Source organism: Acidisarcina polymorpha, from assembly GCF_003330725.1.
GTDB lineage: Bacteria > Acidobacteriota > Terriglobia > Terriglobales > Acidobacteriaceae > Acidisarcina > Acidisarcina polymorpha.
Genome location: NZ_CP030840.1, coordinates 2,242,750 through 2,257,937, shown reverse-complemented (window position 1 = coordinate 2,257,937; position 15,188 = coordinate 2,242,750). Strand labels below are relative to the sequence as shown.

The window sequence follows — 15,188 nt, the reverse complement described above, 5'->3', positions numbered from 1 at the left end:
TCAGCTTCAACACCATCGCTGAGGTGGCCAGCCAGCTCATGATGGAGCCGTTCTGCATCGCCTTGCGCAAGCGGTGAAGCATGAACATGCGGACCGCCGCGTGATGTCAAGAGTGGGGCAAGTTCGCGGGAGCTAACACCATTCTCCGCACCGCTGATGTCCTAAGGCATGATATCCCTTTTCAAGGCAAGCAAGGAATCCTCAAAGATAGTTCTCAACTTGGCAGTGAACCGGCGCTCGGCGTGGCGCCCTCATGTACTAAGGCAGGAAAATCTATATTGATTGGTTGTCTAAACAAATTGCTTAATGATGACCCTGCCAGCCATCGGCCGACCATCGGTTCCTTCACAGCCAGCCTTGGGCTCTGGCGATCCTGGCTGCCTCGATCCGATTCGAAGCTCCTAGTTTATTGATCGCCTCGGATAAGTAATTGCGCACCGTACCCTCAGAGAGATTCAGCTTCGCTGCAATATCCCCGCTGGTCGCACCCTCGGCTGCCATTCGCAGCGTCTGGCGTTCGCGATCGGTCAGCGGATCGGCCATCCCCCACGACTCCGCGGCTAACTCCGGATCGATGACCCGTAGACCGCGATGCACCTGGCGCACAGCCTCTGCCAATTTCTCCGCGGGTTTGTCCTTCAGTAGGTAACCGGCCGCCCCGGCATCGAGCGCCCGGCGCAGATAACCGCTGCGGGCGAACGTAGTCACGATGATCACTTTGGTTCGAATTTTTCTACGCTGTAACTCCGCCGCGACGTCAAGTCCCGACATCTCCGGCATCTCTATGTCGGTTATAAAAACATCCGGCTTTAACGACAGGACCTTAGTCAGGGCATCGCTCCCATTTTGTGCCCTTCCCACCACCGAGATCCCGCCGGCCATCTCGAGCAGCGCGGCGAGAGCACCGAGCACCATTGCCTGGTCTTCGGCAAGCACCACCCGAATGCCAGCCGACCTGCCGCCACTCTCACTCGTCATCACGCGTGGCCGGCCTCGGTTCCTAAAGGCACGGTAATGTGGAGCCGGGTGCCACCTTTCGTTTCGCGGCGCAGCGTTCCCCCTAACGCCTCGACCCGCTCACGCATGCCCGTTAGTCCATTGCCTTCCTGCTGCGAGCCTCCACGGCCGTCGTCCTGAATGGATAATCGGCAGACCCCGTCCGCGGCTCGCAACTCCAGGCGGCATCGCGCTGCGTCTGCGTGGCGCACCACGTTGGTGACCGCTTCACGTACCGCCAGCGATAGGACACTCTCCTGCGTCGCAGGCAGAGTTACCGGAGTCTGTTCACACTCAACCTTGATCCCCGCCGTTTCCAGAGTTGCTCGCGCCTGCGCCAACTCTGCCGTCAATCCATTTGAACGGTATCCGCCGATTGCTTGCCGGACCTCTGCCAGCGCGTGCCGGGCCGTCTGCTCAACGTCCACCATCTCAGCCTTTGCTCTGCCCGGATCCACCTCCAGCAGCTTCGAGGCCAATTCCGACTTCAGCACGATGACCGACAGCGTATGACCCAGAACATCATGCAAATCGCGGGCAATTCGCTCCCGCTCTGCGATCTTCGCGAGATGCTCAATCTCCTCCTGAGCGCGAATCAGCTTTTTCTGGGCCCGGCCGTGCTGAGAAAAATAAACGTTCAGCAGCCCGATCATTATCACTAACCCGATATCGACAAACCATGCCACGGGCGGACGATGGAGGATGTAGAGCTCGACGGCAAGCAGGGCGGCGATCCCGCCGATATATTTGAACGATGTAGCTGCCTTCTCTTCAAAAGCAAGGAATGAAGCGGCATAGATGAAAAAGCACGAAGCCCCGCCGTTCGAGGGCAGATAGGCGACGCCTAATAGCGCCACTGCAAAGGCGCAAACCACAGATTTCCATCCGCAGAGCCAAAAGAGCGTGAAATAGAGCACCAGGAAGAGCAGCAAACCTAATCCGGTCCACACCCAGGTGACCGCTCCAGCATGGTCTAAGATCGGATCGATGAGGAAGAACCCCAGGTAGCCGAGTAACGCGTAGGTCGCCCACCCCATGCCGTTGTTTTTGGGCACTAACCTCATCTCTGCATACTCCTGTCCGCTTTAGGATAACCCCAGGGTCATTGCCTTTCTCCTACAAAACTGCAGTTCACTCCGTTAAGCAAGCTGAACTGACTGAACCCAATTGCGTCTTTTATTTCTGAACCATCCCGTTCTTGCAATTGTTCTGCGGAAAAAGCACTTACTCAGCCATATAGCTTCCCTTCATCCCTCCGGAAGCCAAGCATCGCCGCACCAAGGCAAATCAAAGCGAACCCAATCAATACATTGATGTGAGTATGAACATCCCCACGGCCAGGAAAACCAACCATGTGCAATGCCAGCTGTCCGAGATGATAAGGCGGAAGCGCCACTGCCACCTTCTGCAGTACGGTGGGGAACACGCCGATTGGCATCCAAAGTCCCGAAAAGAAAGAAAGCGGAAGATATAGCATGTTGACAATAGATGGCGCCGAATTGGGCCTGGCAAAGTAGCCGATGGCCAGACCGAAGGAGCAAAAAGGAATCGATCCCAGCACCAGCGTCGCCATCAATGCCATGACTTGCAAGCCGGTGAGGTGGACCCCGCCGAACAAGCTTCCCAGTGTGAAGAGCATCAAGAACACAATAAGGCTGAAGATCAGGCACATCGCCACGCGGCCGGTGAAATAAGCGGCTACCGGCATCGGGCTGGCCCGCTTGACCTGGAGCCATCCCTGGCCTCGCTCCATCGCCACTCCCACTCCAAATCCAAACAGCGCAACGCCGATCACCCCATAGCAGCCCATAGTAGCCAGCAGATAGGTCGCAGCCTCTTTATGTCCGCCGGATAAGTCGCGGTTCAGGATCAGTCCAAAGAGTGTATAGAACATGGCAGGAAACAAGATGACCGAGAGCGAATAAACCGGCATCCGCCAATACTTGAGGAACTCGTATTTGGCTTCCTTCCAGTAAATCCCAACCACCTTGTCAAACGAACGCTTTCCTTCCCGCGGCGCAATCACAACCGAGCTCGACATGCTTTCTCCTTTTCACCTCTGAATGCGTATATCTTGAATCCCTGGTTGCGACTGGCTTTCCTGGATTGCGAGTCGTCGTGCTGATGCAAAGCGTGGATCGAGGGACAAGTAGGGCTCCCACTTCTCGGATACATCGCGCTCAGAGATTCCGGACGCCGACAACAATGACCGCGGATCGGCCGCCATCGGATCGCGCAAGCCGTGAATCGAGTAGCTCAACCAATTTCGGTCTGCCTCAATCACCACGATCCCCGTTTCATTTTCGCAACTGGGCGACATAATGTTCCCAACGCAGATCGCTGCGAATTCGCCCTATTGTCAACGCTCCGGCCGCCGCCGCGATCATCAGCGTGAGGGCCCATAGCGCGGTGTAGGAGGTTCGGGCATCGACTCTTCGCCGTCCGAGCGTCAGCCATCCCCGCAAGTGCGCCGTTGCCCCGGATACCGGTTCCGGGTCGCCATCGAACTCTTCCAACTCGGGGCCATAGGCTTGGTGAATCACCCTGCTCTCGCTCTCCAGCAACTCTCCAAACGCCGCCGGGGGATTTCCGCTAACCATTACTGCGAGCGTCGCCAGAGGGCCATGACGTAGCCACAGCTTTTGCTCGCCAATCTTCAGTACTTCCGTCGAGTCCGGGTCGCCGCTGGTCTCTCCCGCGTAAGAACGCGCTGAGTCACGGCTCGACGTCTGAATCGCCGAAAGCAGCTCCACTTGACGGGCGACAGGCTCGTCCGCCTCTCCTAGCAGCCGGCCTGTCTTACGGTGAATCAGAAAGACCTGATCGACCCGATAATGGCGGCTTCGAGTCAACGCCACCACGCTGCAGGGATCGCCGCTGCGCCGTGCAATCAACCTCCACCTCCAACCTTCGAGCGTAAGCGTGCTCGTCAGTAATCGGTTGAGGGAGCCGAGTTTACGTCGAAGGGAACCGGTTAACGCCTTCCGCAGCCCTCGCCCCAGGATTGGGGCGAGCCACTCCACCGCGCGCTGCGGGTCGCGCACCGCAGCTATGCCCACCGCATCCTCGATCAGCGACTGCAATATGACGTGCAACTGGCGGTCTCGTGCGAGGCGGAGAGTCAGGGCTTCAGCGAGACATTTGCTTAGCTCCTCCGTCTTTTGATTGGGATCGTCGAGCCGGTGACGAAGGGCTTCGATCTGCTCCTGCTCCGGCGCGAGTAACAGCCATCGGAGCTGGTCGAGATTCTCGTCCGCTCCATAGCCGGCGTTTACTTCCGGCGTTTCTCGAGCAAGATCCACCCGAAGATCCCCCTCTGGATACGCCAGTCCCGGCTCTTCTGTTGGGCTGCTCATCACTCCGGCTCCCTTCGCCAACTTCCAGTCGTGCGTATGAAAAGACTGCTGCTTGCTCTCACGTTCGGGAGCGAATCAGCGCATGAGATCTACCTCAGGTTCGGACGACCTGAAACCTCTTCGATCTCATCCCGGCCTCTCAAGCAGAAGTACAGTTGGTTCCATGTGCCGTATACAGTAGCTGTACTTCTGCTGAAACGATCCGGTTAGTGCAACTGTCCATTCGTGGCCCGATTCGCCGCAACCCGGGGGGCCGAACGTCCTTTGCCCTCCGCCATCTCTCTAGGCTCTTTTCTGGAGGTCACCTTGGCGGCGATATGCGGGGGAATCGAAGCAGCGGCAAGTGCCCGCTGGGTCGACGCCAGCGACGCGCCTTCTGTTTCGCTCCTGGCCGAGGCCGTCGAGAAATTCTCTCCAGTTGCGAGCTCCGCCACTGCTCTGGCGATCTGGCTATCGTCGCTCAACTGAGCTCCGAGGTCCGTCAATAAAGTCGAGAGCAGCGCACGGTCCGCCTTCTGGTAGCGCAGCTCGGCGATTCGGTGTTCGATCAAGGTGCGAACGCTTTCGTTTCTTTCCGCGATTTCATCGAGCAGCTTTCGCGACTCCGCCATCAACTCCAGCCGCAGCCCGCTTTGCGCTTCGGCCGTCGCCGCATCCAGTGCATGGATCTGGCGACCAATCGCATCGTGTGTAGCTTTGAGATCCTGATCGATCGTCTGGCAAGCGCTGGCCCGTTCGTCCCGCTCCGCTCGCAAACGCGTAGCCAGTGCTTCGGTCTCGCTCTTGAAAAAACCTTCGACGGACTCGAAACGGCGGCGCATCGTCTCCTTCAGTTCCACCGTCTCTCGCCGTAGATTCTCTTCCAACCGGTTGAAGCGGGTTTCGAACTGCTTGATCTGCGATCCGAAGAGTATGTCCCGGACCTTCTCCACGCTGGCGCCGGCTTCCGGACCAGCGACTTCTACTTCCCTGCGATTGCTATAAGTCGCCTCGAAGTCGCTCATGAATTTCCCTCTAAGAAATCCTGCTCTCAGATGGCGCTGCAACTCTATAGAGAGGGCAACGGTTTTCTCGGGTAGCGTCCCCTTTCGGGATTTATTCGCGAGCTGTCCCATTTTGGCGATGTCGGGATCGCTGCTCGCAGACGCCCTACTTCGTCAACGCCAGAAAAGCCTCTTCAATCCCGGCATTGCTTACCTCCAAACCGGATACCTCACCATCGGCAGCCAGTAACTCCCGCAAGGTCGCCTCCGCCGCCGACGTCTGTATCTCGACTGCCTCCCGATCGTAGCTCACGCTCACCACGCCAGCCATGCGCTCGATCGAGCTCAGCGTCATCCGCGTGACCACGCGGATCTTCTTCCCCGCCGTGCTCGCCTTGATGCTCGCGGGCGTACCCTCAGCGACGATAGAACCCTTGTTGATCACCACCACCCGGTCGGCCAGCGCATCGGCCTCTTCGAGGTAATGGGTCGTCAGCAGCACCGTCTTGCCGCGCGCCGCCAGGCGGCGAATCTGGTCCCAGAAACCACGCCGCGCCTCCACATCCAGGCCCACTGTAGGTTCGTCGAGGAAAAGCAGATCGGGATCGCCACACAGCGCGAGTGCGAACAAGACCCGCTGCTTTTGTCCACCCGACAGCTCGCCGAACTGCCGTTGCTCGATCCCCTGCAACCCGGCTAACTCGATAACATCCGTCATCAAAAGAGGCTTCGGATAGTAACTTGAGAATAAGTCGATATGCTCCCGGACTTTCATCGTCGCGGGCACTCCACCGACTTGCATCATCGAGCCGACGCGCTCTCGCGTCACCGTATCTTTCGGATCTCCACCAAAGACCGAGACCCGTCCCAGCGTTGGAGAAGCGAGTCCCAGCAGCAGCTTCACCAGCGTCGACTTGCCAGCGCCATTCGGCCCCAGCAGCGCCACGACTTCACCTGCGTGGATCGAGAGCTCCACTTCGCGCAGCGCCTGAACGCTCCCATAGCTCTTGCTCACCCCAGCCACGCGCGCAACCGCCGCGCCGCCGGCAAAGCTTCGATTGGGAACCCTGCTTTGGAATCCGCCAGCAATCTCTATCGCCGTCGCCATCACTCACGCCTCCGATTGACAGCTACAACAATGCAGCAACACAAACCAAGAAGGTAGTGCAGAAGGTCACAGGGAAAAGATGACAAATGTCATATGTGCGCATACGAGGCGAGTGGGTGATGAGTGGCGGAGTGCTAACTCAGTCTGGGTCATGCCTTCAACTGACTGAAAGAAGCCCCGAATCAGTCCAGCGCTTGAAAGGGCACCGCTTCAACCTTTCCTAAGCCAGCAAGACAAGGTCGGCTTCAGCCTCAGAGTAGAGCCTGGCGTCTGTCCAGCAGGAGGAAAGACTTGACATCGTACACTGTTCTATATACAGTGTGTAAAGTACACCATATGGAAAACAGTGAAGGCGGCAGCGACAAGATTACGGAAATCTACGAAAACCTGCGGTTCGAACTGCGCCGGGGATCCTTGATTCTCGCCGTGCTGGCCCAGCTAAGGACAGAGCGCTATGGGTACACCTTGCGCAAAGCTCTCGCCGAAGATGGCCTGGATATCGACGAGAGCACGCTCTACCCCTTGCTCAGGAGGCTGGAGACTCAAGGCCTGCTCAGCAGCCAGTGGCGGGAAGAAGGCAAACGCAATAAGCGTTTCTATCAGTTATCGGATGACGGCAGGCAAGTTTTAAAACTGCTGCTCAAAGAGTGGCGAGCAATCAACGCGTCGTTAGGCAAGATTGTCGGCGAGGAATAGGCACCTGAAAACCAGCCACCACTTCACGACCGAGCTAGGTGAGAGTCTTCGACAAGCTCGCAGAACACTTCATTGGCGCAATTGGAGCAACAGCATCTTCTCGAATTCAAAAGGAAAAGTCATGGAAATCATCGATCGTTATTTACAGGCCGTTCGATTTTGGCTGCCCAAGGCTCAAAAGCAGGACATTATCGCGGAACTATCGGAGGCCATCGATTCACAGATCGAGGAGCAAACCGCGCAGCTCGGCCACCCACTGACAGAGCTCGAACTTCAAGCCATCCTTCTCGAACGCGGAAACCCGATTTTAGTGGCTAGCCGCTATCTTCCCCAACGGCACTTGATCGGACCCCTTATCTTCCCGATGTATTCACGGGTCCTGAAGATGGCTTGGATCTTTTATTTCCTCGGCTGGCTACTTGCCGCCATTTGTATCTTCACCTTTGCTCCGTCTCATCACCCGATGAGTCTCGGGACGCTCATTGCCGAGACGCTGCGCACCATCTGGCTGACAACCGTATACACCTTCGCGGCGGTCACGGTGTTTTTTGCAATTATCGAGCAATATCATCTCAGGTCGCACTTTCTCGAAGAATGGGATCCGCGCAAACTACCTCCGCTCTACGACTTCAACCGGATCAAGCGGTCCTCTTCGATCGCCGAAGTCGTGGCCTTGATCGTCGTCGGTCTTTGGTGGATGGCAGCCATGTCGTCTCCGGCGATCGTGAACAACGCTCAAGCCCAGATCACGTTAGCTCCAGCGTGGGGATATTTCTTCTGGGGCTTTGGATTGTTGCTCGCCGGCAGTTTGGTTCTTTCTGCCGTCAATCTCTTTCATCCCTACTGGACTCGATTCCGCGCCGGCGTGCGGCTGGTGAGTGACGCTCTCGGATGGGCGCTGGCTGCGTGGTTGTGCAAGGCCAACATCCTCGCGGACATCCGTCTCCCGAATCTCCGCTATCAAACGACGACGCAAGTAGCTGCCGCTATCAATACCTGGGCGGCTCGAAGCCTGCCGCTTGTCGTCACTCTTGGTGCGATCGTCGTCGCCTTCGATGCCTACCGCATTACCCGGTTGAAGCGTGCCAACTCACAATCACTCGACCGGTCTTAGTCGAAGAAAGTTCCTCCGCAGGCCGCGCTCCCCCTTCAGAATCCGAGCTCCCGCGCCGCCAGCTCCGTACCCGCCACCCGCGCCTTGATCTTCGCGAAGGCCTTTTCGCGCGAGGTGGAAACATCGTCCCCAAAGGGAGCGAAGCCGCAGTCGTCGGTCGTGCCCAACTGCTTCCCCGGGATAAAGAATGCAGCCTCGACCACCCGGTCGCGCACCTGCTGCGCCGTCTCCACCACCGGATCAATCGGATCGATCACCCCAATGAATATCAAGTGTTCCGGCCTCGCCAATTGACTGATCAGCCGCAAGATTCGCTTCTTGTCCGGTTCGCTCGCCATCTGCAGATAGAATCGCCCTACCCGCATCTCGAACAACAGCGGCAGCAGCTCCGAGTAGTCCACATCGGCGCTATGGGTCGAGTCCTGATCGCCGCCCGGGCACACATGCACCCCGATCTTCAGCCGCTCCTCTGCCGAAAACCGGTCCAGCACCTGGTTATTAAGCTCGACAAAACTCCGCAGCAGCCCACCCGTCGGATCGAGCTTCAGCGACAGCCGCCCCTCGGTGAAGTCGATCTGCACCGCCGCTGCGCCCTGTTCCAAAGCTCCGCGAATGTCAGTCTCCGCCTCATGGATCAAATCAGCCAGAAACAACTCCCGCGAATACCCCGGCACTCCATCTTCGGGATAAAGCAAGCTCAACGCCGACGCCGAAATCACCGCCTGTTTCACTGGCCGCTTCGTATACTTCTGCGCCGCCGCCAGGTATTCCGCCGCATGCACGCCATAGCGAAACGGTCCCGCGGTCAATCTCGGAAGCCGGCGCACATGCCCATCTGCAAAAGGGATTGCCACCCCGTCGGGAGCAAGGTTCTTGAGTCCGCTAAGCGGATACGTGGCGAAACTGGGCTTGGTCTGTTCTCCATCCGTCAGCACCGGAGAGCCCGTCTCTTCCAACCGCTCAATCGTATCGCGCAATGCCTCGGCATAGGCCGCATCCAGCGCCTCACGCCCCAGCCGGCCAGCCTGATGCCCGATGATCGTGTCAATCAACTCCTGCGGACGAGGAATACTGCCAATGGCTTCAGTTCGAATCGTCATAGAGACGAGTCTAGCGACCCACCGTCCAACCCAGCAATATCCGAAGGGTTGAATTTCCCCGTCACCACCGAACCAGGACCAAAAGAAATGGCCCGCGAAGCTGCTTCGCGGGCCACTTCGGTTGTTTCAACCCCGCTCCAACAGCGCGTCTACAAGCTAGGGCTAAAGGAAACCACCGTCACTGTACCATCCGTCTGGTTGGTGAAAAAGGCCTGAGAATTATCGTTGGTCAATGCGATCGCATTGGGCTGGTGTCCGCCCTTGATGATCACGTCCACGGTATCGGTCGCCGTGTCGATAAGGGCCACCTGGTCCTCAAGAAAGCCGGTGACCAGCAGATATTTTCCATCCGCTGAGATGGCCTCTCCGTAGTTGGCGGTATCGCAAGTAAGGATCACTGTCTTGGTCGACAGTGTATCGAGCGAAATCACCCAGACGCCGCCAGTTCCGCCCGTGGAATTGAACAGCGAAACATAGGCGTACTTTCCATCCGGGCTGACCACGACTGCTTCCGGCACCGAACCGCTGCGTTTCATTGAAGCCTTGCCTACCACCTTGGCAGTTGTGGGATTCACGACGTCTAACTCAGGATAGCCGGCTCCCGTCGCCGTATTCGTGACCACAAATACCGGTACGAGAAGCTTGTTGCCAAACCGCCCCATTCCAGTCGGAATCGAAGTTGGCCGGCCACTGGTGCCTGGCAGCGCGATCGCCTGGTGAAGTGTGATCGGGTTTTGTTCAATGTCATACTCCGGGGCCAGATTGTCACTCCCTTGAGTTGTAATCAGTACATGTCCGCCCTTATAAACAACTCCAAAAGGAGCCTGTAGCGGAATGGAACTAAGGTCAATCGTTTGTTTCACCGTCAGGTTCGCAACATCGACGACCGAAACGCTCGCGCCATACCGGTTCGTCACAAAGGCCCGTCCACCCGGATTGGTAAACGCGATATCCGAAGGACCGGCGCCAACCGCGATCGACTGTCCAACGGACTCGCTCGCTACATCGACCAGTGACACAAAGCCGGGAGTTGCCGTGCCGTTATACCCGGCCACCCAAACTGACTTCCCATCAGGCGACAATGTCGCGCCGATCGCCGTACCGGCAATTGAATCACTCGCCGGAGCAACGGTGATCGTCTTAACCACGGTCGCGCTAACCGGCGCATAAGGCAGAGTGCACACGCAGGTAGAAACAATGTTTGTATCCAGGGTCACTGCGCCGTTCAGCGCCAGGACACTCCCGGCCACCGTCGCATTCGTCGTCAGCGTAATGCTTGCCGAAGCCAGCATGTTACCTTGGAATGCCGAGCCCGTCCCCACCGTTGCGGAGCTGCCGATCTGCCAAAACACATTGCGGTGCTGGCCGCTATTGATGAACAGCACTGACGAATTTGCCGCAGTCGTGAGTGTGCTTCCTATTTCGAAGACCCACACCGCGTTCGGATTTCCGCCTCCATCGAGAGTGAGCGCTCCCGTGATCTGCGCTGAAGATGCGAAGCAGTAAACCCCGGGCAGCAGCGTCATGCTGCCAAGCTCGGTCGGCACGCTATAGGACGTATTGCACGTCTCCGTCGCCAGCTAGCTATAGGCGGTCGCGGCGTCAGTCTGAGCGCGAAGCGCCATGGCATCCCCTGTATGCGTAAGTCCCCTCACGATCTTACCCGGAGGAAATCCCGTAATCGTCGTACCCGGGCTGATACCAAGGTCTCCGGTGAGGACGGTCGCACCCGTATTAGTCACTGCCGAACCGCCCAGGACCGCAAACTTGCCTGCATACCCTAGCGATGGGGCGACCTGCGCGGACGCTGTGAGAAAGGAGGAAGAAACAAGAAACGCTCCGAAGACTCCGGCCGCCGCGATCGTGAGAGACAAACGTCTACAACTAAGCACCTGAAAATTGGGGTTCATCATAAGTGGATCTCCTGGTCTCTCATGGCGAGAGCCAGGGACGATACTCGCCTATGGTTTTGGCTGAGTAAAGCCACTAAGAGGACTGGTTAGTACCATGGTAATTGTGCCGGCACATGGTCCGGAGCAGAGTTACCATGGCAAATCGACAATGACAGCTATATGGGTCGCGTTTCTGAGACGCTAGGAATGTTTGTGAACGCATGCAGCGAAACAGGCAAATCGATGAGCCTATGTCACTGACTCCCTCCGCCTGCCCAAGCATGTTCTCGGGCGTTTAAAGGAGATCGCCCCGTCTCTCGGCTTCAGCGGCTACAAGGCTCTTCTCCGTGCCTACATCTCGAATGGGCTATGTAAGCATCTAGCCGAGCAGACCATTCAGGAAGCTGCTGCTGAGTTGAGAGCTTGGAAGGTAAGCCCGCTTACATTCTCAGAGTTTATGGATGGCGTGAGAGAACCAAATCCGACAAGCTCAGAGACCGTCTCATGAACAGCCGACACCAGCGCTAGGGATAGGGCGGTCCCTTGGCTAGCACGGCATTCAGCGACTTGTCATGCCCGTAGATGTCGCTGAAGAAGTGGACTTGTCCATCCTCTTCGACGAAGGCAGTGAAGTAGCCGATCACGACGGGAACCGGAGTAGGCAGGTTGACTTGCCGATTGTCGGGACCGGACTGCATGGCGGCGTTGACCGCGTCGAGGGTCCAGTTGGGTTGGCCCTTGAGCAGGAAGGCGGCGAGCTCGGCGGGCTCTTGGACGCGGATGCATCCATGACTGAAGTCCCGGCGAGACTGCGAAAAGAGCTGGGGCGCCGGGGTGCTGTGCAGGTAGACATTGTTGGTGTTGGGGAAGATGAACTTGATGAGACCGAGGGCGTTCGCCGGCCCTGGTCTCTGCCGCACCATGAGTTTGCCGGCGCGCAGCTGAGCGAGGACTTCGGCGCTGACTGCATCGCTGGTAATGACGCGGCCACTTTGATCGGTGATCTCAAAGCCCTTCTGAGCGAGGTAGTGAGGATTCTTCTGGATGGAGGGAATGGTCTCACCGCGCGCGATGCTAGGCGGCACGTTCCAGTAGGGACGGAAGACGATGTATTTCATCTCCTCGGCAAAGACCGGGGTCTCGGTGCGGAGCGCGCGACCGACGACCACATTCATGCGCAAGGCGATCTTGTGATCGGGGTTGAAGACGCGCAGCACGAACTCCGGGATATTGACGGCGACCGGCAGCGGCGAGAAGCTCTCGGGCAGCCAGCGCCAGCGCTCCAGCGAATCGCTAAGTTGAGTGATTCGGGTCGAAATCGGCGTGTTCAGCTGGCGCATGGTCTCGCTGCCCAGCTTGCCGTCAGGAGTGATGCCGTGGCGGATCTGGAAATGTTTCACACCGTCGACCACCGGTCCGGTATAGATGGCAGAGTTTTCCGAATCCGGCTGGTTGGAGGCGCCCGCGTCGCGCGGCATGTCGCCCAACAATTGCAGGCGCTGAATTAGCTGCTCGACTCCCGTATAGTTGTCCCCCGGCGCAACCGTTTTGGCCGCTTCCGGCAACGCGCCAGCGGGATAGATGGAGGCAAGCTGAAGATAGGTCTGCAGGGCCGCTGCGGTGCGCCGATAGCCGTCGTACTGCGGTTCAACCTTGCTCAGCGCGCCGGGCACATCCGTGGAATTGATGATGTTTTGCGCGAGAAAGGAGGGCAGGTCGTAGAGCTTCTGCTGAACATCGATGCCGAACTTGAAATGTTTAGGATTGATCCGCCCGATATGCAAATCGGAGATGTAGCGCATCGCGCCGACGGTGAGCGCCACATCGAATTCTGCGAGCGCGCCAGGGTCGCCGGACGAAGTTTTCAACGCCTCCAGCCGCTGCGGCCAGAGCGAAGCATCGTAGTCGTCAGGATTCAGGCCCTTTCTGCCGGCTGTTCTCGAGAGCGGCGATGACCGCAAGCGCTGGCGCTGCAGGCTGGCCGTTGTGCAGCCATGCTGGTGCGAAATTCGCTGACTGATAGAAGGTCTGCACCAGCTTCTGGTAGTCCGAGAAGTTAGGCGCGTGCAGAGTGGCCAGGCTTCCGCTGGAGGCGATCGCTTGAATCCGCTGCGAGGCGGCGCTGGTGTCGGCGCTGCCACTGCGAGAATTTCCATCTGGGCCTTGAGAAGCATGGGTGACCTGCGGGGAGGTCGCCTCCGAATGGCAACCCAGCGCGAAGAGCCATGGAAGAAGCAGCAACAAGCCGGTCGCGACGCTGGACTTTCTTAAAATCATGACTCATTAGAGCATTTCAGGATGTGACTCTCTAGGCCGCACGTGAACTTTCGCGGTCATGTTTCGCAGGGTTGAGGCTTGAGCTGGCGGGGCCTTTACAATTCAGGAGTGCCGGCCGCAAAGACAGCAATCGTGAACGCCAGGAAAGCAACCGTGAAGAAGGCCGACAGGCCGAGTGCGGCGAAGCCAATGCCGAGTGCGGCGAACGCCTACTTCAATGAAGAGTCTCTGAAGTTCCTCCGTGGTCTGAAGCGCAATAACCGCCGCGACTGGTTCGATCCGCGCAAGCCGTTGTTCGAGACGGTATTGAAGGCGCCGATGCTGAAGGTGATCGAGGAGGTAACCGGAGCGATGGTGGAGTTCGCTCCCGACCATGTCAGGCCGGCGCAGATGTGCATGATGCGGATCTATCGCGACACGCGATTCTCGAACGACAAGACTCCTTACAAGAAGAATGTAGCGGCGTGGTGGTCGCGGCATGGCTTGGAGAAGACCTCAGGCGGCGGATTCTACTTGCATTTGTCGGCGGAAGAGTTGATGGTTGCCGCGGGCGTTTATATGCCGGAACGCGAGCAGCTGATGGCGATACGAGGATTTCTGCTCGACCATCATGAAGAGTTACGCGGCCTGCTTGCAGGGAAGAAACTGCGGCAGCTATTTACGCCGGATTATGGCGAGTTGCTGTCGCGGCCTCCCAAGGGATTTCCGAAGGACCATCCGGCGATGGACCTGTTGAAGTGCCGGCAGTGGGCGCTGATGGCGAAGCTTCCAGTGGAAGAGGCACTCAAACCGGGTCTGGTGAAGAGGATCGTGACATATTTCCGTACGGCCGCGCCGCTGGTCGAGTGGCTGAATCGCCCGCTCATCGCGGCCCCGAAAGAGAATCGGCCGCTGTTGTTTGGCCTGTATTGACGCGGCCTTCGACGACATGCACGATCGAGCCCAAATCGGGAAAATGACCCTAAATACGTGTAAATTCCAGAAAAACCTAAAAAAACCAACGAAAACCTGTGGAAAGCGGGGTTTTCCCATTGACAAATGTTTTGCAAAATCGCATCGTTAACCCCGAGGGTTCTCTCGGAGCAGCGTAAATACAGGGCTTCCGCAGGACCAAGTCACCGTCACCAAGGTAGGATCGTGACGCAGAGTTTATTCAGAATCGCAGAATGTACGACACAGGAGGAATTTAAGACCATGGCAACTACACTCACCAAGACAGCGCTCGTGCGGCAACTGGCAGAGAAGCTCGAACTGACGAACAAGCAATCGGCAGCTTTTCTGGACCTGCTCGCGGAGACCGCAGTTAAGGAAACGAAGAAGAACGGCGTTTTTGTCATCCCCGGATTGGGACGGTTGGTGAAGGCGGAGCGCAAGGCGCGCATCGGCCGCAACCCGCAGACCGGCGAGCAGATCAAGATCAAGGCGAAGACGGTGGTGAAGTTCCGCGTGGCCAAGGCCGCCAAAGACGTCATCGCTCCGCCGAAAAAGTAGTTCCTCCTCGAAGAATTAGTTTGGGGATCGAGTTGCAACAACGGAGGCACCGCGTACCGACGGAAGATCGGAAAGCGGCAGGTTAGAAGCGTCTAAGGGGAGAGGGACTTGCAGCCATCTCCCCCTTTCTTTTTCGAGGTATTTTCGCGCCGCGTGGGGCATTCCGTGCCCGGTT

General features: G+C 57.8%; 13 protein-coding genes and 1 pseudogene. 4 read left to right on the top strand and 10 right to left on the bottom strand.

Translation table 11 applies throughout. The features are described from left to right. Positions 1–345: 345 nt before the first annotated feature. The 6 genes from ACPOL_RS09745 to ACPOL_RS09715 form a co-directional block, all read right to left on the bottom strand. A complete protein-coding gene (locus ACPOL_RS09745; RefSeq protein ID WP_114206894.1) occupies positions 346–978 on the bottom strand; it encodes a response regulator transcription factor in 633 nt (210 codons plus the stop codon). Beyond that, entirely contained in the window at positions 978–2,060 is a 1,083-nt protein-coding gene (locus ACPOL_RS09740) for a sensor histidine kinase (protein ID WP_114206893.1), read from the bottom strand. The genes ACPOL_RS09745 and ACPOL_RS09740 overlap by 1 nt, the downstream gene beginning before the upstream one ends. 164 nt (positions 2,061–2,224) lie before the next feature. Beyond that, positions 2,225–3,037 (bottom strand): ABC transporter permease, encoded by an 813-nt coding sequence (locus ACPOL_RS09735; protein ID WP_114206892.1) that lies wholly within the window; start codon positions 3,035–3,037, stop codon positions 2,225–2,227. 256 nt (positions 3,038–3,293) lie between these two features. After that, positions 3,294–4,352, bottom strand: coding sequence for a hypothetical protein (locus ACPOL_RS09725; RefSeq protein ID WP_114206890.1), 1,059 nt, complete (start codon positions 4,350–4,352; stop codon positions 3,294–3,296). A gap of 206 nt (positions 4,353–4,558) precedes the next feature. Then, complete coding sequence (locus tag ACPOL_RS09720; RefSeq protein ID WP_114206889.1) at positions 4,559–5,356, bottom strand: serine--tRNA ligase; 798 nt, start codon at positions 5,354–5,356, stop codon at positions 4,559–4,561. Between the two features lie 145 nt (positions 5,357–5,501). Then, positions 5,502–6,443, bottom strand: a complete 942-nt coding sequence (locus tag ACPOL_RS09715; protein WP_114206888.1) for an ABC transporter ATP-binding protein — start codon at positions 6,441–6,443, stop codon at positions 5,502–5,504. Between the two features lie 336 nt (positions 6,444–6,779). On the opposite strand from ACPOL_RS09715, the gene ACPOL_RS09710 reads away from it, so the two are divergent. Both ACPOL_RS09710 and ACPOL_RS09705 read left to right on the top strand, forming a co-directional pair. Continuing rightward, entirely contained in the window at positions 6,780–7,139 is a 360-nt protein-coding gene (locus ACPOL_RS09710) for a PadR family transcriptional regulator (protein WP_114206887.1), read from the top strand. A gap of 121 nt (positions 7,140–7,260) precedes the next feature. Further along, on the top strand, positions 7,261–8,253 hold the full coding sequence (locus ACPOL_RS09705) for a hypothetical protein (protein ID WP_114206886.1): 993 nt from the start codon (positions 7,261–7,263) through the stop codon (positions 8,251–8,253). 35 nt (positions 8,254–8,288) lie between these two features. On the opposite strand, the gene ACPOL_RS09700 is transcribed toward ACPOL_RS09705, so the two are convergent. From ACPOL_RS09700 to ACPOL_RS33490, 4 genes and pseudogenes are all read right to left on the bottom strand, one after another. Further along, positions 8,289–9,353, bottom strand: a complete 1,065-nt coding sequence (locus ACPOL_RS09700; RefSeq protein ID WP_114206885.1) for a cobalamin-independent methionine synthase II family protein — start codon at positions 9,351–9,353, stop codon at positions 8,289–8,291. 149 nt (positions 9,354–9,502) lie between these two features. After that, positions 9,503–11,263, bottom strand: a pseudogene (locus ACPOL_RS09695) (ice-binding family protein). A gap of 506 nt (positions 11,264–11,769) precedes the next feature. Then, the gene (locus tag ACPOL_RS09680) at positions 11,770–13,206 is read right to left on the bottom strand and encodes a L,D-transpeptidase family protein (RefSeq protein ID WP_236657359.1); all 1,437 of its coding nucleotides are present in this window, start codon (positions 13,204–13,206) and stop codon (positions 11,770–11,772) included. Continuing rightward, entirely contained in the window at positions 13,154–13,522 is a 369-nt protein-coding gene (locus tag ACPOL_RS33490) for a L,D-transpeptidase scaffold domain-containing protein (RefSeq protein WP_161557278.1), read from the bottom strand. The genes ACPOL_RS09680 and ACPOL_RS33490 overlap by 53 nt, the downstream gene beginning before the upstream one ends. 132 nt (positions 13,523–13,654) lie before the next feature. On the opposite strand from ACPOL_RS33490, the gene ACPOL_RS09675 reads away from it, so the two are divergent. Continuing rightward, positions 13,655–14,434, top strand: a complete 780-nt coding sequence (locus ACPOL_RS09675) for a DUF2461 domain-containing protein (RefSeq protein WP_236657358.1) — start codon at positions 13,655–13,657, stop codon at positions 14,432–14,434. 282 nt (positions 14,435–14,716) lie between these two features. Further along, a complete protein-coding gene (locus ACPOL_RS09670) occupies positions 14,717–15,013 on the top strand; it encodes an HU family DNA-binding protein (RefSeq protein ID WP_114206881.1) in 297 nt (98 codons plus the stop codon). Positions 15,014–15,188: the final 175 nt, after the last annotated feature.

Coding starts and splice junctions, on each gene's coding strand:
- ACPOL_RS09745 (WP_114206894.1), bottom strand. CDS start 978: ATGACGAGTGAGAGTGGCGGCAGGTCGGCTGGCATTCGGGTGGTGCTT.
- ACPOL_RS09740 (WP_114206893.1), bottom strand. CDS start 2,060: ATGAGGTTAGTGCCCAAAAACAACGGCATGGGGTGGGCGACCTACGCG.
- ACPOL_RS09735 (WP_114206892.1), bottom strand. CDS start 3,037: ATGTCGAGCTCGGTTGTGATTGCGCCGCGGGAAGGAAAGCGTTCGTTT.
- ACPOL_RS09725 (WP_114206890.1), bottom strand. CDS start 4,352: ATGAGCAGCCCAACAGAAGAGCCGGGACTGGCGTATCCAGAGGGGGAT.
- ACPOL_RS09720 (WP_114206889.1), bottom strand. CDS start 5,356: ATGAGCGACTTCGAGGCGACTTATAGCAATCGCAGGGAAGTAGAAGTC.
- ACPOL_RS09715 (WP_114206888.1), bottom strand. CDS start 6,443: ATGGCGACGGCGATAGAGATTGCTGGCGGATTCCAAAGCAGGGTTCCC.
- ACPOL_RS09710 (WP_114206887.1), top strand. CDS start 6,780: ATGGAAAACAGTGAAGGCGGCAGCGACAAGATTACGGAAATCTACGAA.
- ACPOL_RS09705 (WP_114206886.1), top strand. CDS start 7,261: ATGGAAATCATCGATCGTTATTTACAGGCCGTTCGATTTTGGCTGCCC.
- ACPOL_RS09700 (WP_114206885.1), bottom strand. CDS start 9,353: ATGACGATTCGAACTGAAGCCATTGGCAGTATTCCTCGTCCGCAGGAG.
- ACPOL_RS33490 (WP_161557278.1), bottom strand. CDS start 13,522: ATGATTTTAAGAAAGTCCAGCGTCGCGACCGGCTTGTTGCTGCTTCTT.
- ACPOL_RS09670 (WP_114206881.1), top strand. CDS start 14,717: ATGGCAACTACACTCACCAAGACAGCGCTCGTGCGGCAACTGGCAGAG.